The organism is Gordonia hongkongensis (assembly GCF_023078355.1).
Lineage (GTDB): Bacteria > Actinomycetota > Actinomycetes > Mycobacteriales > Mycobacteriaceae > Gordonia > Gordonia hongkongensis.
In genome coordinates this window covers 2,896,922-2,915,739 of record NZ_CP095552.1, presented here as the reverse complement: position 1 = coordinate 2,915,739, position 18,818 = coordinate 2,896,922, and the positions used below count along the sequence as shown (strand labels likewise).

Here is an 18,818-nt window from a genome sequence, read left to right as displayed (position 1 = left end):
ACATGTGGGGCCTGACCTCAGGGATGGTGGATCGAAGGGCCGTGACGAAGCTGAGCTACGACGAGGCGCGAGGTGGCCGGTCTGTGATGTGTGGGCTAAGAAGCAGACGTCCGTTCGTGGCAGCGCGCATGGGTCCCGGTGTCCAGTTCCCGTTCTGGGTGTCGGTGGTGATGGTCAGTTCGGCGTCGGTCTTCGGGAGTATCGGGGTCAGGCTCTGGAGCATGCCCCAGTCCTTGGCCCAGTCGTTGCGCAGGTACGACGGGTAGACGCGGGGGCGGAGTTCGTTCTCGATGATGCCGAGCGGGCCACCGAAGTCGCCGTCCATCCAGCGTTGGGAGTTGACCCGTTCGCCTTCGTGGTTCGGCGTGATCCGCCACTCGGGCGTCTCGAGCACTCCGCATTTCACCTGGGCGGGACGCTGACATAAGGTCTGGCCGACCACCGGGAAGCGGCGGGTACACACCTCGCGGATATGGCGCAGGCACCCCGTCGATCGTAGGCACTGCCACGGGCGGTGGAATAGCCAAGTGCTCGCGTAACGGTGCGTCATGGCCTGTTCCGGGGCGGTTTAGGCGGGACGACTCGACATGGTCAGCCGTTTCAGCGTGGTCGCGGTGTCGAGGGGGGCAGCGGGTTCTGGTCGCCTGGTTGTGGGATGGGGAACGTCAGCGACGGACTGGGCGGGTCGGGCGGGGCGAGCGTGTTCTGCGGATTGGCGCGCAGGGCGGAATCCGCGGCCGCTAATGGCGCGGATGTCCTATCGCGTGCCTGCTGCTCGGTGATGGGCTTGTGGCCATATACGGGCACGACGGTGTACCACTGTTCGGACTTGAGGAAGCGAGTCGCGAACAAGTACCACTGCCCGACCTTGAGTGGACCGTCACCGTCGACGGAAATGTAGACGCCGTCTTTGGTGCCGCCCTGCTGGTTGACGGTCACGCTCAGGGGGACCTCACCTTTGAGCGAGGTGGCGGTGAGCACGCTGTACTGGGTCTCGGGAATCGGGCTCAGAGCTTTAGTGCCGGCGCCAGACTCCACACGCCCGGTGAAGACGTGGGTGGAGTTTGCCATGAGATTGCGCAGGTCGGTGGTGTCGGTCACTGAGTCAGCCTCAACGGTGGAAGTTGCGGTCGCGGGCTCGGTGGGCGGGATGCCCTGGTTGACCTCCGTCTGGCCGCACCCGGCGAGGCCGAGGACGGCCACCGCGGCAGCGAAAGAGATGGCTGCTCGACATGAGTGGTTGGCTGACATCAGAAGCCCCATTTGTTGTGGTAAAGGTCGCGAGTGAGACCTGTGGGTGTGTAACTGGTGCCTCGATCAACATCGTTGCGGGCCACTTGTCAGTGAGTCTTCAACAATCTCGACCGAGACACTCACGTGCGGTCTTTCCAGCGCCCGTTGGCTGATTGTCGGGTCATGCCGGTGGCCGCGCCGATGTCGGCCCACGAGCGACCCAGCCGGCGGGCCTTGGCCACCGCGGCGTCGAGTTGCGCGTCGGCGTCCCTGCGGGCATCCACGGCCGCCCGGATCTCGTCGTCGATGTCGATCGGTTCGAGATGCTCACGCCGCCACACTGCTTGGGCGGCCGCCGCGACCTCGGGCCGCACGTTGACGTCGAGGTCGGTGTCTGGGGCGAACACGTGGTGGCGGGCAAGGTCCTCGAGGGACGCTGAGGGCACCCGTGTCCACTGGACCGGATCGGTCCAGGTCGAAACCTCGGAACTGGATCGGCTGGCGCAATCGCAGCTCAACACCCAGCCGACGATCTCGGCCGACGGCCTCCGGCGATCCTCGTCCGGGTGTCGGCCGGTCTCGACGATCTCGTAGTCCACGCCGTCAATCATGGTCGACCCGTGGCTCTCGGCCCCGTCCTCGAAGAACGCCACCAAACCCGCCTCGTGGAAGTGTGTGTCGCTCTCGTGCATCCAGCCCATGCAGATAGGGTAGACCCGTCATGTCAGGACAGCCAGACGCCTGAGTTACTCGACGTCAGGTTTACCTGACATAAGATACATTATCGGCTAACAGTGTGGCTATTGATGGGCCAGTCTAGCGGCTACACTGGACGGCATGACGACAGTGCCACTCGGTGAAGCCAAGGACAAGCTCTCCGCGCTCATCGACAGCGCCGAAACCACGCACGACATCATCACGATCACCAAACACGGCAAACCTGCCGCGGTGCTCATGTCGGCTGACGACCTCGAATCGCTGCACGAAACGATCTACTGGCTCTCACGCGCCGGCATCCGCGAAGCTGTGGCGGCTGCCGACGTCGAGTACGCCGCCGGCCAAACCGTTTCCCTCGAGGACCTGCGCGTCGAACACGGCATGCCGCCCCAGTGAGCGACAACCCCACGGACTCGGCCGATGAGTACCGCGTCGAGGTCGCATCCCCCGCACGCCGCGATCTGCAACGCCTTCCATCCCGGATCGTCCACGCTGTCATCGAGTTCATCTCCGGGCCCCTCGCCGGCAACCCGCACCGCCTCAGCAAACCGCTACGCGACGACCTCGAAGGCCTTCACAGCGCACGCCGCGGCGACTACCGCATCCTGCTGCGCATCGACGATCCCCACCACACCATCGTCATCGTCAAGATCGACCACCGAGCCCACGCCTACCGCACCTAACCCACAGAGCCACAACACGTCCCTGACACCATGAGGAGCATCGTGAACGACTCCGGCCGGACACTCGACCACGCCATCGACGCGCTCTACGACCCCATCAACGCCCTGCAACGCCAGGTCCTCGACATCGAGCGCAGCTACCGCGACCTCGCCCAACGCGACGACCTCGCCACCGACACCCTTGGGGCGCCCACCACTCCCGCCGAAGCCATCGCCGGCATGAATCACCCTAGGTTCTGTGCCGCCTCCAATGTGGGCTGGTCCTCGGGTCCGAGGCCAGCGTAGTGAAGCGTTTCGAACTCGGTCGGGGGAATCTGGCCGATACTCGAGTGCAACCTGCTGTTGTTGTACCAGTCGACCCAACCAGCGGTCGCGAACTCGACGTCGGAGACTGTCTTGTACGGACCGGAGTGGAAGATCGTGGTCCGGATGCACTCGGTCTTGTACAAGCCGTTCACCGACTCGGCCAGCGCGTTGTCGTAGGCGTCCCCGACCGATCCGATCGACGCTGCGATGTCTTCCAGTCGCAGACGCTCAGTCAGTGTAACCGATGTGTACTGACTTCCCGCATCCGAATGATGAATCAGCTCAGCAGCTTTCACCGGATGCCCTTCCCGATTGCGCTGCCACAGCGCCATCCGAAGCGGGACCGTCACCAGCTCGACTGTCTTCGATGTCGATGCGTGCCACGCCACGATTCGACGGGAGAACACGTCGATGATGAACACCACGTACACCCACCCGGCCCATGTCCGGCAGTAGGTGAAATCGGTCACCCAGACCCGGTTGGGTTCGGCGGCACTGAACTGTCGGTTCAGCAGATCCTCCGCGCGTACACCGTCAGTGGAGCGGACGGTCGTGCGGACCCCTTTGGATCTTCGAATTCCGTTGTGGCCTAGCATTTTCATTGCTCGATCAACAGCGCCGTAGGACACCCCAGGCAGTGTTGTGCGGTGCAGATGGGCGCGCATCTTCACCCGCCCGTAGAGGCCCTCGGGAGTCATCTTCCGTCGGCCGTCGTCATCGGTGCGCCAGACGACATTGCGCACCGCATCGACGACGTGAGCGTCGGAGACGGTACGAGCAGCAGGCATTCGTGTTCGCCATGCCCGGTAGGTTCGTGCGGCACCTATGCAGCCCTGCTCACGCAGGACCCGGCAGATCGACTCGACCGCAAAACCGTTGCTGCGCATCTGATCTATGAACGCCACGATCATCGGTTGCGGGGTCGAGTTCCCCCGCGAAGAAAGTTGTCGCCGCCTTCAGAATGGCAACGTCTTCTCGCAACTGCTTGTTCTCCGCCTTGAGACGCTTGATCTCGGCGGACTCCTTCGAGGTGGTCCCGGAGCGGGCGCCGGCATCGACCTGTGCCTGCACTGCCCACCGGCGTACCGTCTCTCCGCCGACACCGACCTGCTTAGCGATCGCTTCGGCAGCGGCAGTCAACGACGTGTACTCGCCGCCGTGGGCCTCCAGCAACCGCAGAGCCCTCGAACGGACCTCTGGATCGATCTCTTTAGGCATGAGCTCATCCTTCCTGACTCAGAAGGAAGCGGCATCAAACCAGGGGTGATTCAGGTGGACGAGTCGGTCGATGAGGGCGGCGGCCACGACGTCGTCGGCGAAGACTTCGCCCCAGCGGCCGAAGGGCATGTTCGAGGTGATTAGCACCGAGCCTTGTTCGTAGCGGCTGGCGATGAGTTGGAAGAACAGGTTGGCGGTGTCTGAGTCGAACGGTAGATCTCGTCGATGATGAGCAGTCGGTAGCGGCGGAGCCGTTTAAGCTCATGGGCCAGGCGGCCGGTGGCGTGTGCTTCGGTGAGGCGGGTAGCCCATCCGGTGGCGGTGTCAAAGACTACCGGGTAAGCGTTGTGGGCAGCTTTGATGCCGAGCGCGATGGCGAGATGGGTTTTGCCTACTCCTGGTGGTCCGAGCAGGATCACGTTGTCGCTCTTGGCGATCCAGGTACTGGTGGCCAGGTGGGCGATCACGTCACGACGCAGGCCGGGGACGTGGTCGAAGGTGAAGTCCTCAAGGGTTTTGATCGCCGGGAACCGGGCGCCACTGATCCGTAGAGCGGTGCCGTTGGCTTCGCGCTCGCTGACTTGACGGTCGAGGATCGCGGAAAGGTATTGCTCGTGGGTCCAGTCCTCGGTGCGTGCCCGCTCAGCCAGCTCGGCCCAGCAGCGGCGGATGGTGGGCATCTTCAACGCCCGTGCTGCGAACTCGATATGTTTGCCGATCGAATTGTCAGACATGGTGTTTCATCCTTCAGGGATAGTGGATGCGGTGGGTGTGAGTCCGCCTGGGGGTGGGGTGGCGAAGTGCACCCCGAACAGGTCGTCGTAGTCGGGTAGCGCTCTAATGGGCACCTCGTGGCCGTCGGGGTGGGTGCGTACGCGCGCGGCGTTGCGGGCCCGGTTGTGCAGCTGTTGGTTGCGGTAGTCGCGGCGCAGATCTTTAGCCGCCCGCACGTGCTGGGCGTCGGCGATGGTGACGTGGTTGGCCCAGCTGCGGTCATGGTCGGCGACGGTGACTTCGCCGCATGCGATCCGCACCCGATGTAGATCGGCGGTGATGTCGACAAACCGGCCGATCACTGATGGGTGCACCGAGTAGTCGTTGCCGGCCACGCGCACGTAGTAGTCGCGACCCAGCCGCACCCGAGTGTTCAACCCGACTTGTGGTGCACTCGGCGGCAGTGTTGCCATCTGCGCCAGGTCCCCGGTGAGCACGTCACGGGGGCGTCGATCACCAATCGAGCGCACCACCCGTCGGCGGATTCAGTGAGTCGCCGTTACACGCGCTGCGTCGTCGACCCGCGACTCACAGCTGGGTTCGAAGCGTCGTCCGACGACCGCGGTCCGCGGCCCCGAGCCGGTGACACACGCCTACGCCGCGTGGTCAAGAGTCGATCGGTTTCGATCTCAGAATCGCGAGTGTGATTCGCGGCACTGTTGGGATCCATCCGGCGGACTCCAACGAATGGACAGTAACCCCCGAGGTCGTCAGACCTCGAGCAAGAAAGGCTGCCGGCGCGCGATGAACTCACCCACACCTCCGTCCCCGTCACGGTCGGCGCCGATCCCCGCGCCTCGAGCCGAGAAGCCGGGGCGACCCCGGAACCGCGGGTCGAGCAACTCATCGCGGAAGCGACCGCGCTCTTTCAGGACGCCGGCTACCGGAATGTGAGCGTCGAGGAGATCGGCGCCGCCGTCGGACTGACCGGGCCGGCGGTGTACCGGTACTTTCCTTCCAAGCAGGACATTCTGGCGAAAGCGCTGGCGACGCAGGTGGAGGGGGTACGCGCACTCCTGACCCAAGCCGAGGAGCGCAGCGAATCGCCGGCCGAACAACTCGGCGTGTTCTTCGACCTGCTTGCGACCAGGGCGGCGCACGGTGACGTCTCGACACTGTGGACCCGCGAACGACGGCATCTCGACCGATCCGATCTCGACGACATGGACGCGCACCACCGCACGCTGATCGACGCATTGGCGTCGAAGTTCGACACCACCGAGGCCGGCATCGACACCCAGACCGCGAAACTCCTCGCGACCGCGGCGGTCAGTGTGTTCTCGAGCACCGCGGCGATGCGGGGTTCGCTCACCCCACGGCGGCTCATGCAGATCCAGCGGGCGGTCGTGGACTCGATCCTGAGCTGTCCGCTTCCCCGCGGGGCACAGTCCCGCGCGCGGTTCGCCGATGGATCCAGCCGACGGCCCGCTGCGCGGCGTGATCGGATACTCGCCGCCGCGACCCGGATGTTCTTCGCGCGCGGATTTCCCAACGTCCGAATCCACGAGATCGCCGCCGAAGCGGATGTGTCGCCGGCGACGGTCTACCAGGAGTACGCGGGAAAGACCGACATCTTGATGACCATCGTGCGTCGAGGTCTCGAGAATCTGCACTGGATATCCGTCGACGCACTGGCGGAGTCCTCGGCGGTCGAAGCGCTGGACGTCCTCGTGGGTGTGTTCCTCGACTACTCGCTCGGCCCGAACGGTCGAGTGTTGGCCATCGCCCACCAGGACATCGTGTATCTGCCGGAAGCAGACCAGGTCTCACTTCGCCGGACGGCGTCGGACTACACTGCTGAGTGGACTGCTGCGATCCTGGCCCGTTCACCGACCCTGACGCATGCCGATGCCAACGCGCTCACGCAGGCACTTACCGGATTCGTCTACCAGGTCATCTCGTCGCCGGAGCTCCGCTCGCGGCCGGGCATCGAAGGCGAGTTCCGCGCGCTGGCATCCGCCATCCTGAGCCCGGTCGAACTCTGTGGCCGGTGACCGCGCCTACCTCGGCGGCAGCCAGGTCAAGGCCCGCGCTGGATACCTGCACTTCCTCGTCGAGGTGACCGGCTACACCCTCTCCGACGTGGAGCAGGTCATCGCCGATGACACCGACGCCGCCGACGTGCCACTCGACTAGACCTCGTCCAGCGGTGGGCCGCGACCACACGGTCGCGGCCCACCGCCCCGGCACCCGATCCACCCGCCACCTCGACGACACACCGTGACTATCACCGGCGAACTGTTCCCGCGCTGCGCCCTACCGGGCTGCGCGAACCCCACCGACACCCAAGGCCACCCCTGCGGCCAATGCCGTCGAGACTTCTGTCCCATGCTGCGCCACAACCCCGACGGGCAACCGATGACCGCCGACGCCCAAACCACCCGCGACCAGGCGATCCGCGCCGCTTACCGCACCCAGGCCCACACCCGCCTTGAGGCTGCCGATCGGCTGCGTGCCGTCGAGGCCGGCGAACAGCCCAAACCTGGGCAAACCTGCTGGCTGTGCGAACAACGCCGCCTGTGTGTCCTCGTCGACGGTCAGTGGGAATGCCGCGACTGCCGACAGATCACCGGCTGAGCCGCGCGCCGGGCACCGGGGCGCGGCGGAGCGGCCCACGGGCCGCACAGCATTGTCCCGGCCCGCCGACTCCGCTGCGCTCCGCCGCCGACCCGGGAAGATCCCAGTTAGGTGGGTGGTCACCTTATTGCGCGCGCACGTCGACCAAGTGTGACCGACGGGGACCCCCGAGCTGTCAACCCACACCAGGCGGCTACCGCCCGTTCTCCGCTGCGCTACGCCCGTGCGCTCCAACCACTTTCACTCGCTACGCTCCTAAGACGAAAGTGGCTTCCGGCGCGCCTGCCTCTTCGGGGTTGACAGCCCACCCCCGCCGGTCCCCCAGGTCTCTCGACGTCCGCCACACCGGCCGGACCAGTCGGGCGCGCACGCTGACGAAATCCAGGACAGCTCGTCACCGAGCCATGATGTGCGTGAACCGCACCCACATGCATTACGCCGCCGCGGTCCCCGTGCGGCTGTCGCATCCGGGGGGGCCGAACAGCGAACGGCGACCGGCGTGATGACCATCGGTGACGTCCATCTTCACGCCGGTCTCCCGGCCGCTGGCACCTGGCAGCCCTGCCACACCGCGGAGCGGGCAGACGGGGTGCCGCTTCTGGGTGGGCTCCCTGCGATGGAACCAGCGGCGCCCCGCCTGCAGGGTCGCGACGCTGCAGCGACGCGCGACCCTGTTCAACGGTAACGCCGGCAAGCGCGTGTGAGCGGGGGTTGCAGGTACAGATGTGGGCCAACAATTCCGCTGTCGCACAGCCACCCTGGCCGGTCCGGTCGTCGGCTCGGTGAGCGCCGAACGGTGCGACGCCGCCAGCGCGGCGGTGGGTTATCGGCGTGGGTGGTCGAGGAGGACGTCGATGACGGCGAGCACGATCGCGCGTTGCGGTGGTGGGAGATCGTAGAGCGCTGCTGCCATGCGGTAGTAGTCATGCCATCCGTTGCTGGCCAGCACGACCCGCACCGGCATGGGGTGGCGGCGATGGCGGTGGTGGAAACTGGTGGTGAAGAAGGCGATGTCGACGCCGAAACCGACAGCAGTTGCCTGCACGGTCGTCAGTTTGGGGTCACGGGTCCGCCCCCGGCGCAGGGAACTCAACACCGGCGGGCTCAGCGGCCGTGGGGCGCCGACACTGCGCTGGCAAACCTCGTCGGCGGTAATACGCCCGGTAGGGCCTGATCCTGGGACGTGATCGAACAGCACCTCGAGCATGACAGCGAACGAGGGCTCGAAGCCATCGCCTCGTACATCCCGCACAGCCCGGGCCTCCTCCTCACCCCGCCCCCGGCGACGGCACCGATGGCGCCGCGGTGGTCACTCGCACCAGCGTCACCACATGAGGTCATCTTCGGGACGAATCCAGGTGTTACACCGCGTGCGAACACGCCCGCCGCGTCGAACCGTGGCGTTCGGGTCGAGTGCCACAATCGGGGTCGAGGCCGTCCGAGGCGGTTGCGGTGGACCTCGCGGGCCGACAAAGGCGCTGTGCGGGCGCCCGGATGCTCAGCCATCCGTGTCGACGGCGCCGCCGAATATCAGCCGATGACGGGTGCGCCGTGCCGCAGACACGCAATGCCACACTGTTCGTGCGGTCCGGTGTGCTCGTCATCGGCGACGACAGTCGTGTAGGAACAAGGTCACTGTCCGCGACGGACGCGTAGGCACCGGTAGAGCACCTGCCGCACCCTGCACGGAGGACACGTCTCTAAGGAAGTCGCTGTCGCACCGGCCGGTGGCCACGAACGCCAGGAGTAGCACCGACATGCCATCCCACAACTCCCATCCGGTGACCGGCACACCCACCGACCCGGCGACCGGTCGCGGGTTGCTGAGAGTGACCTCGACGCATTTCCGGGAGGGCTTGACCCTCCTGGCCGTTGACGGCAGCATCGATATGTTCACCGTCCCGCAGCTGGCTGCAGCGATCCTCGAAGCGTTGAGCGGCCAACCCCGCGGGCTGATCATCGACCTGGCCGCGGTCGACTTTCTCTCCTCCGCCGGGATGGCCATGCTACTGGCCGCACACGAGGCCATCTCCCCGACCAGCCACCTCGGTGTCGTCGCCGCCCACCCCGTCACCACCCGGCCCCTGCAGATGATGGGTGTCGACCACACACTGCCGCTATACCCCACACTCGCCGACGCCATCGCCGCGACGACCAGAGGTGCGTCGTGACAGCCCGACTGCGGTAGGCAACCACCCGTGGACGCCACACCTTCGGCGCAGGGCAGCGCTTTCCGCTGCACCATCGCTGCTACCGCCGACTCCGCGACCCAGCTTCAGCAGCAATTCACGGCCTGGCTCGATACCGCCTGCCGACCTTCCGCGCAGCGCCGCGACGATGTCGTCCTGGCCGTCGGCGAAGCGACCAACAACGCCGTCGAGCACGCCTACGCCTGCACCCGCACCGGGCAGGTCGAGGTGAACGCCTCGATGAGGCCGACCGGTGAACTCACCGTCACCATCTCCGACCGCGGCGTGCGGAGACGAGACCCCAGCACCGCGCCGTACCGGGGCTGCGGCCTGTCGCTGATCGGAGACCTCAGCGACTCGTCGAACATCACGACCAACCCCAACGGCACCACCATCGCGCTGTACTGGCGACGCATCGGCCCCGGCGCCCGACAGTGAGGTGAGGCAGTCCGGTCCCGCCGCCGGTGCCCCGTCGGCGGAACGCCCACGGCGACGTTGGGCCGCTTGGTCAACGCGCAGTGCTGAGCGGTGTGCGGACGCTAGGGTCGGACGCAACCTTGGGCCCCAAGTCCGGTCGGTGACAATGCCGGCCGCCGGCGCGGGTCGATGATGAGGAAGGCAGGCGTCAGTGCCTCGGATGTCAGCCGATCAGCGCCGTGCCGCGCTCATCGATGCGGCCTACCGTGTGATCGCCGACTTCGGAGTGGAAGGTGCCACCACCCGGCGGATCTGTGCCTATGCCGGGATGAAATTGGGAAGCTTTCATTACGCCTTCGAAAGCCGCATCGCACTGCTGAGTGCAGTAATGGAGACTGCGGTTCCCGCTGACATCACTGCTGTGCTGGATTCGATCGTGCCCGACGACGTCGATCCGGCATCCGGTGATGCGCTCGACATGGAGTCGCAGTTGCGGCGGCATTTCCGCGGGTTCTACGGGCTCCTGCAGGCCGAGCCTGGTCGTATGCAGGCCGTCATCGCGCTGGGAATCTATGCGCGCAACCATCCCGAACTGCACACCGCCGGCGCACACATGTATGCACGGCTGTTCACGATCGCCGCCGCCGGACTCGAACGCGGCGCCCGCCATGCCGGTGTCCAGTGGACGGTGCCGGTCGCCGAGTTGGGGCCGGTGGTCATCGCCGCAACCAACGCCATCACCCTGACCTACCTCAGCCTCGCCGATGATGCCGCGATCGACCAGATCATCGACGCGTCCGTGCGCGGCCTGATGTCCTACGTGCAGTAACCACCCCGCTCACCCGCCATCCGGCGACTTGGACGGGACGACCCGCCCGCTCGCGGCGGGTCCGTCGGCGCCGGCGGCCGTTATGCGAGGCGGGCCATCCGGGTTGCGCCTGTCACCGAACACCAGGCGGCGCGGAAGCGCCGCCCCGCTCACAGAAGTAGTGGAGGCTGTCGCTGGACCGGTGGGTGGCCTCAGCTGCGGATAGAGCCCCACGAGGGGTTGGGGTCGATGATCGGGAGGCTGTTGCCGGATGGCGAAGATTGCGCGTGTCGAGGTGGTCGACGATGTCGACGGGCGGCCGATCGATTCCGAGGATGTGCACACGGTCGAATTCTCGGTGACCTTGCCGGGGCAGCGGATCGCCCGCTACGTGCTTGATGTTCGGCCGGCGAACCTCGCCAAATTCGAGCGCGACATCTCGAAATACACCTCGCGCGCAACGAAAGTCGCAGCCGACCACGCAACGACTGGTGGACGTGCGCGGCCGTCGCCGACCCGGTCGCAAGCCATCCGCCAGTGGGCCCGCGACAACGGCTACCACGTCTCGGCGCGTGGCCGTATCCCCCTGCACGTGGTCTCAGCATTCGACGACACACACGCCTAAGAGACTGCTGAAATAGTCGGTGTCGTTTCGGTGTGGGGTGAGCGGGTTTGCCTGGTGGGCTGGGATCCTGGTGGGTATGCAGGGTGAGCCGGATCGTCAGGGTGAGTTTCTGGATGTGAACTCGGTCGTCGGGCATTTGCTGGCCGAGGGCAGTGTGTTCGCGTTTTTGGCTGCTCATCGCGAGCAGTTGTTTCCTGCGGAGATGTTCGCGGACCTGTTTCCCAGCGGCCGGGGCCGTCCGTCGATCCCGCCGGCCACGATGGCGTCGGTGATCGTGCTGCAAACGCTGCAGGGTTTGTCCGATCGCGAAGCCGCTGATGCGGTCACTTTCGATCTGCGGTGGAAAGCGGCGTGTGGATTCGTGTTGGGTAACAAAGGTTTTCATCCGTCGACTCTGACGTACTGGCGTCGGCGACTGGCAGCCAGCGATCGGCCGCACCGCATTTTCGAGGTGGTACGCGAGGTCATCACCACCACCGGGGTGCTCGCGGGTAAGAGCCGTCGAGCGCTGGATTCGACGATCTTCGATGACGCGGTGGCCCGCCAGGACGCCATCACCCAGGTGATCGCGGCGATCCGGCGGGTCGCCCGAGAGGTCGACGGTGGTGCGGTGGTGGTCGAGCAGCACGCGACTCGTCTGGCCGCGTTGACCGGCGGCGGCTATGACCGGCCCGGCAAGCCGCGGATCGCCTGGGATGATGAGTGTGCTCAACAGGACCTGATCAGCGCCCTTGTCGAAGATGGGTTGGCCGTGCTCGACGGTCTGGACCTCGAGGCCATCGACAAGGAACCGAGTAACCAGGCCCAGGCGCAGGCGGTGGCATTGCTGGCATTGGTGACCGGCCAGGATGTGGAACCGGCACCAGGTTCTGATGGCACCGACGGACGCTGGCGCATCGCGCCCCGGACCGCCCCGGACCGGGTGATCTCCACCGTCGATACCGACACCCGCCACGCCCACAAAACCCGGGCACGCCAGCAGGACGGGTTCAAGGGCCACATCGTCAATGAACCGGAGACCGGGTTGGTCACCGCGATCGAGATGACCAAAGCCGCTGGTCCGGACACTTCCGACGGAGCAGTCGGGGCACGGTTGTTGCTGAGCGATCCGACCGTCGCCGACGACGCCGACGATCATGAGGTGCTGGGTGATTCAGCGTATGCCTCCGGTGACATGCTGGCCACGCTGGCGCGGACACGATGGAACGCGGTGATCAAACCCAAGCCACACATGCCGGCGGTTGATGGTGGTTTCGTCGTCGACGATTTCACCTTCGACTGAATCGCCCCGGGTTTGCTGGAGGCTCGGTTAGTTGGTTCCAGCGTTTGCGGGGACCGGGTTCTCACGGTAGCTGGTGACGGTGTGGGTCGACCAGTAGGCGCTCTCGTACTCGACGGGTGGGACGTGTCCGATCTCGCCGTGCAGGCGGCGGTGGTTGAACCATTCGACGTACTCAGCGACGGCGATCTCGACCTCGCCCACACCTGCCCAGCCGCCTCGCGGGCGCATCACGGGGTTACGGATGCATTCGGCTTTGAACAGCGAGTTGAACGCCTCAGCCATCGCGTTGTCGTATGAATCCCCTTTGGAGCCAACAGATGTCACCGCTTCGGCTTCGGCCAGTCGTTCGGTGTAGCGGATGGCTCGGTATTGCACTCCGCGGTCGGAGTGGTGGATCAGCCCGGCCACGTCGTGGCCGGCACGCGACCGTGCCCACAATCCCATGTTCAGGGCGTCGAGGGCGAGGTCGGTGTGCATGGTGGTCGAGACCTGCCAGCCGACGACCATCCGCGAGAACACGTCCAGGACGAACGCCGCGTACACCCAGCCCGAGTGGGTGCGGATGTAGGTCAGGTCCGCCACCCACAACGCGTTCGGTGCCGCCGCGGTGAACTGACGGTTGACCCGGTCAGCCGGCCGGGGTGTTTCAGCTCCCTCGCTGCGCGTGGTCTTGCGTGTCTTGAGTCTCGCTATCCCTTGCAGCCCATCGGCTTTCATCAATCGCTCGACGGTGCAGCGGGCAACACTATGGCCCTGTCTGCGCAATTGGGCATGCACCTTGCGGGCACCGTAGACGCCGAGGTTGTCGGCATGCACCGCGCGGACCTGGGTAAGGAGCTCCCGGTCACGCACCACACGAGGCGCCTCGGTCTTCTGGGGGCTCAGGTGGGCTCGTACCGTGGACGGAGCGATCTGGGCGGACGTATCGCGCAATGCCGCACAGATCGGATCGACTCCGTGTTCATCGCGGTGAGCCGCGACGAACTCCACGATCAGCGCTGTGGGCGGTCGATCTCCGCCGCAAAGAAAGCCGAAGCCTGCTTCAAGATCGTGTTCGCTCGCCGCAGTTCACGGTTCTCCCGCTCCAACGCCGCGATGCGGTCAGCGTCCTCACTCGTGGTGCCCGGGCGGACCCCGCCGTCGATCTCGGCCTGACGAACCCAATTGCGCAACGCCTCGGGATGGACTCCGAGCTGATCGGCGATCCGCTTGATCGCACCTCTCGACGAATCGGGATCTTGTCGCGCTTCACATGCCATCCGGGTGGCCCGGTCCTTGAGTTCCTCACTGTACTTGCGTGGTGCTGCCATGCTCTCCATCCTTCACAGGTTCGAGAGCCTCCGACAGACCCGGGGCGGTTCACCTGCATGGTCTGCGCTCACCACACGGTCCCGCTCGCCGCCCAGATCGTCACGAGATCGGTGCGTGAGCACGCACCCCTGCCCCGGTTGTCGGCCGTGTAGTAAACCGTGGCCACCCAAGACAGCTCCCCCGCGCCGGCGTGTCGCGGTGACGGGACTCTGCTGAGTCAGCTGCTGGTGTCGGTGGCCGACGGGGACCGGGAGGCGTTCACCCGCCTCTACGATCTGACGAGTTCACGCATCTACGGTCTCGCGGTGCGGATCGTGCGGGACCGCCATTACGCCGAGGAAGTCGTCCAGGAAGCCTATCTGCAGTACTGGCAGAACGCCGGAGACTTCGACCCTGCCCGCGGCGCGGCCATCACCTGGATGATGACCATCGCCCACCGCCGCGCTGTCGACCGGGTTCGCACCGAAGACATGCAGGCCGAGCGGATCTCCGACTACGGCGCCACCACCGCTGAACCCGACACCCCGCGCAACATTCCGTTGGAAGTGGCCGTCGCGGCCGAGGAGGTGCGCACCCTGCATGCCGGCTTGGGCCAGCTCACCGACCTGCAGCGTGAATGCATCGAGATGTCCTACTTCGGTGGCCTGTCCTATCCCGAAGTCGCGCAGCGACTCCGAACACCGCTGCCCACCACCAAATCCCGTATCCGCGACGGACTGCGACGGTTACGAACAGTCATGCTCGCCCCCGACGACACGTGACACCAGCCATCCCTGCCGTCGCCCGCTGCCGGTGATCGACACACACCCACATGGTGAGGCCTGGCGCGGCCACCACTGCGGGTCGACTGTGTAACGACAGGCCCGACCGTCGGCACGCGACCCGCACCGCCGGGCCCCCTCGACACAGTGCGGAACGGGCGGGCCATCCGAACCGGGCCGCGGCTCCGAACCCTCGCTGTCGGGGCCAGTAGCCATTGGAAACGACCTCGGGCAGCGTTTGCTCAACTGCCCGAGGTCTTACCACTGCCCGGCCAGGCCGGCAACGGCTACTGTCCTCCTACCCCACCACCCGGGGAGCCGAAACCGCCGCTCCCCACTTCGGCATCAGGTGGCTTGCGTCATCACCCCGACACCGGAGAGGTACCGGCCACACTCTGCGGTGATAGGGCCTGACGGCCCTTGTAACGCCCACCGAGGGGGATACATATTTTTCTGACGGAACGATGACCCTGCTGCCGGTAGGTCTCCACACAGTGATCAGGAGTATGCACGAGTGTCCGACGGGTCCGAGGGGGCCGAGCGTCCCTCCGACAGCACCGACTACCAGCGAGTGGCGACCTTCCGGTTCTGGTACGACACCGAACAGTGGGAGTGGAGCCCCGAAACAGCGGTCCTGCACGGCTACCCGGCCGAGCAGATGACGCCCACCACCGACCTCCTCGCCTCTCACAAGCATCCTGAGGACCGCGCGTCCTTCCTCGCGATGGTCGAGCAGATGCGCGTTCGCCATATCCCCTTCTCCAGCAGACATCGCATCATCGACACCCACGGCCAGGTGCGCCCCGTCGCGGTCATCGCCCACGCCATCCGCGACGACACCGGCCGGGCGGTCGGCACCGAAGGGTTCTACCTCGACCTGGCCGATTACACCAACGACTCCGTCCAGGCCGAAGTTGACGGCCACATCCGCGCCTTCCGCGAACACAGTGCCGTCATCGAACAGGCCAAAGGCATGATCATGCTCGTCTACGGCGTGCCCGCCGACCGAGCCTTCGACGTACTCACCTGGCGGTCCCAAACGTCCAACACCAAACTGCGGGTTGTGTGCGAAGCCATCGTCGCCGCCAGCACACAGCTACGCGCCAGCGACGACATGCGCCGAGACTTCGATCACCTCATCCTCACCGCAGCCGGCCCACCGGCCACCCCCGAGGACACCACGACAGCGCACCGCCACCACGACGAACCGACCTCGTCCACCGAGTAGCCGAGCGTGCTCCGGACAGCCGAGCCTCGGACAGCACAGTGCACGAGTTTCCGACATCCGCATCCACATCTGATTCGACGAACCGACGATCCGCCAGCTCGAATGCGTATCGCGCAATCGGATGTGCAATCTCGAACGTGGTGTCGTGTGACCGTCGGGCGAGGTCCCCAGGCGAGACCCGACGAAGGGCTGCCGCGCCTGACGTCCTCGCCCGACCGCATCGCTGTCGGGCGGGCGACCATGACAAAATGGGTAGGCCGGTGCAGCAGGTAGCCGTCGTCATGTCGTCGGTCGGGGCCGTGGCCACACAACAGCTGTGTGGCCCCCCTTCGATGGAAGCGAGAGTCACCAGTGCAGCCAAACAACCCTGACGCCGTGGTCAACCCTGACGCTGTGGTCGTCGACGACAGCGGAGACAACGCCGGCCGTGCGTTGCTGACCATCGTCTCCGCCCAGCACGAAGAACTGGTGATCCTGACCGTGCAGGGCAGCATCGACGTGCTCACCGCACCACAACTGTCCGAGGCAGTAACGAACGCGTTGACCGGCCAACCGCGCGGCCTGATCATCGATCTGACCACCACCGACTTCCTGGCCTCAGCCGGCATGGCCGCGCTCGTCGCCGCACACGAGGCCATCGCACCGACCGGACTGTTCGGAGTCGTCGCCGCCGAACCCGCGACGTCGAGGCCGCTGACACTTATGGGCCTGGACCAGACGATCGTCCTCTACCCCTCCCTCGCCCACGCCGTCACCTCCATGACCGACCCCACCGGAATGAGCGGCACCCCGACTGAGTAAACACCGCGGCGTGGACTCATCACTGCACCTCGATGGCGACTCCACCGGTGACTTCCAACGCTCGGTCGAGGCCACCGCCGAAGCCGCCTACACACTGCGCGAACTGTTCACCCTCTGGGTCACGGCCACCGTCGACGCCGACACCGAACGCCGCGGCGACATCGTCCTGGCCGTCTACGAAGCAGTCGCCAACGCCACCGAACACGCCTATAAAGACACCGCCGCACCCGGAACGGTCACCGTGCGCAGCCGACACCGACCCAACGGCGTCCTCGAAATCACCGTCACCGACACCGGAACCTGGGACCCCAGCCCCTCAGAGCGCTTCCGCGGCCGCGGACTAGCACTCATCACCGTGCTCAGCGACACCAACGCACTCACCACCGGACCCGACGGCACCACCGTCACCATGTGCTGGCAGCCGATGCGGGACTGTCGTGATGTCATAACGTAAATTATCGGCGAATCTTGATGCGAATCAACGTGTTTCGTCACCAGTCGGGCGGCCTCGGCCAGACCGCGATTCAATCTCAAAGCCGGATGCTCGCGAGCACCCCGTGGTGGTCGGAGCCCGGCAGATCGATCCGCCGGAACGATGTCGGTGTCGGGCCGTTGCGGGTGAGTACCCGATCGAGCGCGAGCAGGGGCGGGTAGGGTCGGCCGGCGGGGTAGGTCGCGACGACGCCGGATCCGAGATGCTCGGCGGCGTCGGTCAGCTGGGGTGAATCCGGCGGTCCGGAGAGCAGCTGCCGGAAGGAGCGGTGATCGTAGGTCGAGTTGGCATCGGCGCCGATGATCAGCGGATCTGTGTCGGCGGACAGGATCGAGCGTAGCTCGCGGAGCTCGGCATTCCAGCGCCACGATGGTTCCGGATAGGGCGGCAACGGATGCAGTGCATAGACCGAGATGGGCGAGCGGTTTGGTAGCGTAAGTCGCGCATGAAGATTCGACAGTTCGAATCCGCGCAGGAGTTGCCCGTCAGTCAGCGGGGACCGAGCATAGATGCCGGCTCCACCTCCACCCTCGCGGGGACGGAGAAACGCGAACGGCAAGGCGTGGCGCAACCCGGCGCGATCGAGGGCCCCCACCGACTCGGGCGTCAGCTCGACCACCGTCATGACGTCGACTCGCGAGCTGCGTACCCGCGACACCATCTCATCCGGATCGGCCTGCCCGCGAAAGATGTTTGCCTGCATAACGGTCAAGTCCGAGTCCGAGACCAGTTCGTCCACTCCCCAATACAGCGGGGCCTGCGCCGTGACGCCCACGGCAACGACGAGCACAGCTGCCACCGCGGAGATCCAGGCGCGCGCGACGAGCAACAGCACCAGGCCGAGGACACCGACGCCGATTAACACCGGCGTGAACGCCGCCACCCGGGACGCGGTATTGCTGACCAGGCCAGAGTAGTGAGCAGCAATCCCGACGACAGCGGCGAGGACCGCACCCCAGCCGAGTGCTCGTAGGAGTCCACGCATGCGGTCGATCATGCCACGATCGCCGTCAGGCTCAGAACGCTGATAGAGGCGCAGGATGACGATTCTGACGCCCACTCGGAGAAACTAACCACGGTAGTAGTAATCTGTCCGTGGCCCGTTCGATATCGAACTGTTTCATCCGGAACGACGCTTGAACTGAGGGACCTTCATTGGCACGGCATCGCAAATCTGACCCCAGCCCACCTCCTGCTGGTATACCTGCGTCCCGCCGCCCTGCGTCGGCGGCTTTCGACCGCGGGCCTTCGGTGCCACGGCATTCGGGTATCGCGCGGGCGTCGGGGCGACATCGGATACCCCACCCCCTGAGACTGCGGTCGGGTTCACCCGAGCAGTCCCCTCACCTGCCCCGGCCCTCACGCGCTCGCCGCAGATTTCATCGGTGAGTGCGC

General features: G+C 65.8%; 20 protein-coding genes, 4 pseudogenes and 1 other annotated feature. Of the genes and pseudogenes, 15 read left to right on the top strand and 9 right to left on the bottom strand.

The window, feature by feature from the left end; genetic code table 11:
* Window positions 1–55: 55 nt before the first annotated feature.
* The 3 genes and pseudogenes from MVF96_RS13290 to MVF96_RS13280 all read right to left on the bottom strand — a co-directional run.
* Window positions 56–424 (bottom strand): annotated as a pseudogene (locus tag MVF96_RS13290) (arabinosyltransferase C-terminal domain-containing protein); the annotation flags it as partial.
* Window positions 425–600: 176 nt separating this feature from the next.
* Window positions 601–1,101: a hypothetical protein gene (locus tag MVF96_RS13285; RefSeq protein ID WP_247449298.1), complete on the bottom strand. Its 501-nt coding sequence runs from the start codon at window positions 1,099–1,101 to the stop codon at window positions 601–603.
* Window positions 1,102–1,373: 272 nt separating this feature from the next.
* Complete coding sequence (locus MVF96_RS13280) at window positions 1,374–1,934, bottom strand: hypothetical protein (protein WP_175404364.1); 561 nt, start codon at window positions 1,932–1,934, stop codon at window positions 1,374–1,376.
* A 136-nt stretch (window positions 1,935–2,070) separates the two neighbouring features.
* Here MVF96_RS13280 and MVF96_RS13275 point away from each other — a divergent pair, with 136 nt between their 5' ends.
* From MVF96_RS13275 to MVF96_RS13265, 3 genes are read left to right on the top strand one after another with little or no spacing between them, the layout of a single operon-like run.
* Window positions 2,071–2,346, top strand: a complete 276-nt coding sequence (locus tag MVF96_RS13275; protein WP_247449296.1) for a type II toxin-antitoxin system Phd/YefM family antitoxin — start codon at window positions 2,071–2,073, stop codon at window positions 2,344–2,346.
* Window positions 2,343–2,633: a type II toxin-antitoxin system RelE family toxin gene (locus MVF96_RS13270; protein ID WP_243829300.1), complete on the top strand. Its 291-nt coding sequence runs from the start codon at window positions 2,343–2,345 to the stop codon at window positions 2,631–2,633. The genes MVF96_RS13275 and MVF96_RS13270 overlap by 4 nt, the downstream gene beginning before the upstream one ends.
* Before the next feature lie 30 nt (window positions 2,634–2,663).
* Window positions 2,664–2,918: a hypothetical protein gene (locus MVF96_RS13265; RefSeq protein ID WP_247449295.1), complete on the top strand. Its 255-nt coding sequence runs from the start codon at window positions 2,664–2,666 to the stop codon at window positions 2,916–2,918.
* Here the strand turns inward: MVF96_RS13265 and MVF96_RS13260 are convergent.
* The 3 genes and pseudogenes from MVF96_RS13260 to MVF96_RS13250 form a co-directional block, all read right to left on the bottom strand.
* Window positions 2,858–4,157 (bottom strand): annotated as a pseudogene (locus tag MVF96_RS13260) (IS3 family transposase). The gene MVF96_RS13265 and the pseudogene MVF96_RS13260 sit on opposite strands and share 61 nt — an antisense overlap.
* 54 nt (window positions 4,158–4,211) lie before the next feature.
* Window positions 4,212–4,891, bottom strand: a pseudogene (gene istB / locus MVF96_RS13255) (IS21-like element helper ATPase IstB); the annotation flags it as partial.
* A gap of 6 nt (window positions 4,892–4,897) precedes the next feature.
* Window positions 4,898–5,344: a Mu transposase domain-containing protein gene (locus MVF96_RS13250; protein ID WP_247449293.1), complete on the bottom strand. Its 447-nt coding sequence runs from the start codon at window positions 5,342–5,344 to the stop codon at window positions 4,898–4,900.
* A gap of 477 nt (window positions 5,345–5,821) precedes the next feature.
* Here MVF96_RS13250 and MVF96_RS13245 point away from each other — a divergent pair, with 477 nt between their 5' ends.
* The 3 genes from MVF96_RS13245 to MVF96_RS13235 all read left to right on the top strand — a co-directional run bounded on the left by MVF96_RS13245 (window position 5,822) and on the right by MVF96_RS13235 (window position 7,508).
* Entirely contained in the window at window positions 5,822–6,925 is a 1,104-nt protein-coding gene (locus MVF96_RS13245) for a TetR/AcrR family transcriptional regulator (protein ID WP_247449292.1), read from the top strand.
* Window positions 6,915–7,067: a hypothetical protein gene (locus MVF96_RS13240; RefSeq protein WP_159372047.1), complete on the top strand. Its 153-nt coding sequence runs from the start codon at window positions 6,915–6,917 to the stop codon at window positions 7,065–7,067. Before MVF96_RS13245 ends, MVF96_RS13240 begins: the two co-directional genes overlap by 11 nt.
* Window positions 7,068–7,289: 222 nt before the next feature.
* Entirely contained in the window at window positions 7,290–7,508 is a 219-nt protein-coding gene (locus MVF96_RS13235; protein WP_247449291.1) for a hypothetical protein, read from the top strand.
* A gap of 823 nt (window positions 7,509–8,331) precedes the next feature.
* On the opposite strand, the gene MVF96_RS13230 is transcribed toward MVF96_RS13235, so the two are convergent.
* Window positions 8,332–8,553 (bottom strand): hypothetical protein, encoded by a 222-nt coding sequence (locus MVF96_RS13230; protein ID WP_240199543.1) that lies wholly within the window; start codon window positions 8,551–8,553, stop codon window positions 8,332–8,334.
* Between the two features lie 712 nt (window positions 8,554–9,265).
* On the opposite strand from MVF96_RS13230, the gene MVF96_RS13225 reads away from it, so the two are divergent.
* The 5 genes and pseudogenes from MVF96_RS13225 to MVF96_RS13205 form a co-directional block, all read left to right on the top strand.
* On the top strand, window positions 9,266–9,679 hold the full coding sequence (locus MVF96_RS13225; RefSeq protein ID WP_205334462.1) for an STAS domain-containing protein: 414 nt from the start codon (window positions 9,266–9,268) through the stop codon (window positions 9,677–9,679).
* 27 nt (window positions 9,680–9,706) lie between these two features.
* A complete protein-coding gene (locus tag MVF96_RS13220; protein WP_247449290.1) occupies window positions 9,707–10,135 on the top strand; it encodes an ATP-binding protein in 429 nt (142 codons plus the stop codon).
* Between the two features lie 199 nt (window positions 10,136–10,334).
* Window positions 10,335–10,943, top strand: coding sequence for a TetR/AcrR family transcriptional regulator (locus tag MVF96_RS13215; protein ID WP_205334464.1), 609 nt, complete (start codon window positions 10,335–10,337; stop codon window positions 10,941–10,943).
* 250 nt (window positions 10,944–11,193) lie between these two features.
* Window positions 11,194–11,547, top strand: coding sequence for a histone-like nucleoid-structuring protein Lsr2 (locus MVF96_RS13210; RefSeq protein ID WP_240199544.1), 354 nt, complete (start codon window positions 11,194–11,196; stop codon window positions 11,545–11,547).
* Window positions 11,548–11,623: 76 nt separating this feature from the next.
* Window positions 11,624–12,826 (top strand): annotated as a pseudogene (locus tag MVF96_RS13205) (transposase); the annotation flags it as partial.
* A gap of 30 nt (window positions 12,827–12,856) precedes the next feature.
* On the opposite strand, the gene MVF96_RS13200 reads toward MVF96_RS13205, so the two are convergent.
* Window positions 12,857–14,139, bottom strand: a protein-coding gene (locus MVF96_RS13200; protein ID WP_226513891.1) for an IS3 family transposase whose coding sequence is annotated in 2 segments (ribosomal slippage) — window positions 12,857–13,851 and window positions 13,851–14,139 — 1,284 coding nt in all. Because the reading frame shifts where the segments join, the coding sequence is not laid out codon by codon here.
* Window positions 13,733–13,861, bottom strand: a sequence feature (AL1L pseudoknot). It overlaps the preceding gene by 129 nt.
* Before the next feature lie 159 nt (window positions 14,140–14,298).
* Between MVF96_RS13200 and MVF96_RS13195 the strand changes: the two genes are divergently transcribed.
* The 4 genes from MVF96_RS13195 (at window position 14,299) to MVF96_RS13180 (ending at window position 17,384) form a co-directional block, all read left to right on the top strand.
* Window positions 14,299–14,901: a sigma-70 family RNA polymerase sigma factor gene (locus MVF96_RS13195; RefSeq protein ID WP_374100873.1), complete on the top strand. Its 603-nt coding sequence runs from the start codon at window positions 14,299–14,301 to the stop codon at window positions 14,899–14,901.
* A 514-nt stretch (window positions 14,902–15,415) separates the two neighbouring features.
* A complete protein-coding gene (locus MVF96_RS13190; protein WP_205334465.1) occupies window positions 15,416–16,129 on the top strand; it encodes a PAS and ANTAR domain-containing protein in 714 nt (237 codons plus the stop codon).
* A 375-nt stretch (window positions 16,130–16,504) separates the two neighbouring features.
* The gene (locus MVF96_RS13185) at window positions 16,505–16,930 is read left to right on the top strand and encodes an STAS domain-containing protein (protein ID WP_159372055.1); all 426 of its coding nucleotides are present in this window, start codon (window positions 16,505–16,507) and stop codon (window positions 16,928–16,930) included.
* A 10-nt stretch (window positions 16,931–16,940) separates the two neighbouring features.
* Complete coding sequence (locus MVF96_RS13180) at window positions 16,941–17,384, top strand: ATP-binding protein (protein ID WP_247449289.1); 444 nt, start codon at window positions 16,941–16,943, stop codon at window positions 17,382–17,384.
* Between the two features lie 76 nt (window positions 17,385–17,460).
* Here MVF96_RS13180 and MVF96_RS13175 read toward each other — a convergent pair whose 3' ends face one another.
* Window positions 17,461–18,483, bottom strand: a complete 1,023-nt coding sequence (locus MVF96_RS13175) for an endonuclease/exonuclease/phosphatase family protein (protein WP_307814794.1) — start codon at window positions 18,481–18,483, stop codon at window positions 17,461–17,463.
* Between the last annotated feature and the right edge of the window lie 335 nt (window positions 18,484–18,818).

Excerpts from the sequence above, each read along its gene's own strand:
- MVF96_RS13235 (WP_247449291.1), top strand. The coding sequence starts at position 7,290 with ATGACCGCCGACGCCCAAACCACCCGCGACCAGGCGATCCGCGCCGCT.
- MVF96_RS13225 (WP_205334462.1), top strand. The coding sequence starts at position 9,266 with ATGCCATCCCACAACTCCCATCCGGTGACCGGCACACCCACCGACCCG.
- MVF96_RS13250 (WP_247449293.1), bottom strand. The coding sequence starts at position 5,344 with ATGGCAACACTGCCGCCGAGTGCACCACAAGTCGGGTTGAACACTCGG.
- MVF96_RS13215 (WP_205334464.1), top strand. The coding sequence starts at position 10,335 with ATGTCAGCCGATCAGCGCCGTGCCGCGCTCATCGATGCGGCCTACCGT.
- MVF96_RS13280 (WP_175404364.1), bottom strand. The coding sequence starts at position 1,934 with ATGGGCTGGATGCACGAGAGCGACACACACTTCCACGAGGCGGGTTTG.
- MVF96_RS13210 (WP_240199544.1), top strand. The coding sequence starts at position 11,194 with ATGGCGAAGATTGCGCGTGTCGAGGTGGTCGACGATGTCGACGGGCGG.
- MVF96_RS13275 (WP_247449296.1), top strand. The coding sequence starts at position 2,071 with ATGACGACAGTGCCACTCGGTGAAGCCAAGGACAAGCTCTCCGCGCTC.
- MVF96_RS13265 (WP_247449295.1), top strand. The coding sequence starts at position 2,664 with ATGAGGAGCATCGTGAACGACTCCGGCCGGACACTCGACCACGCCATC.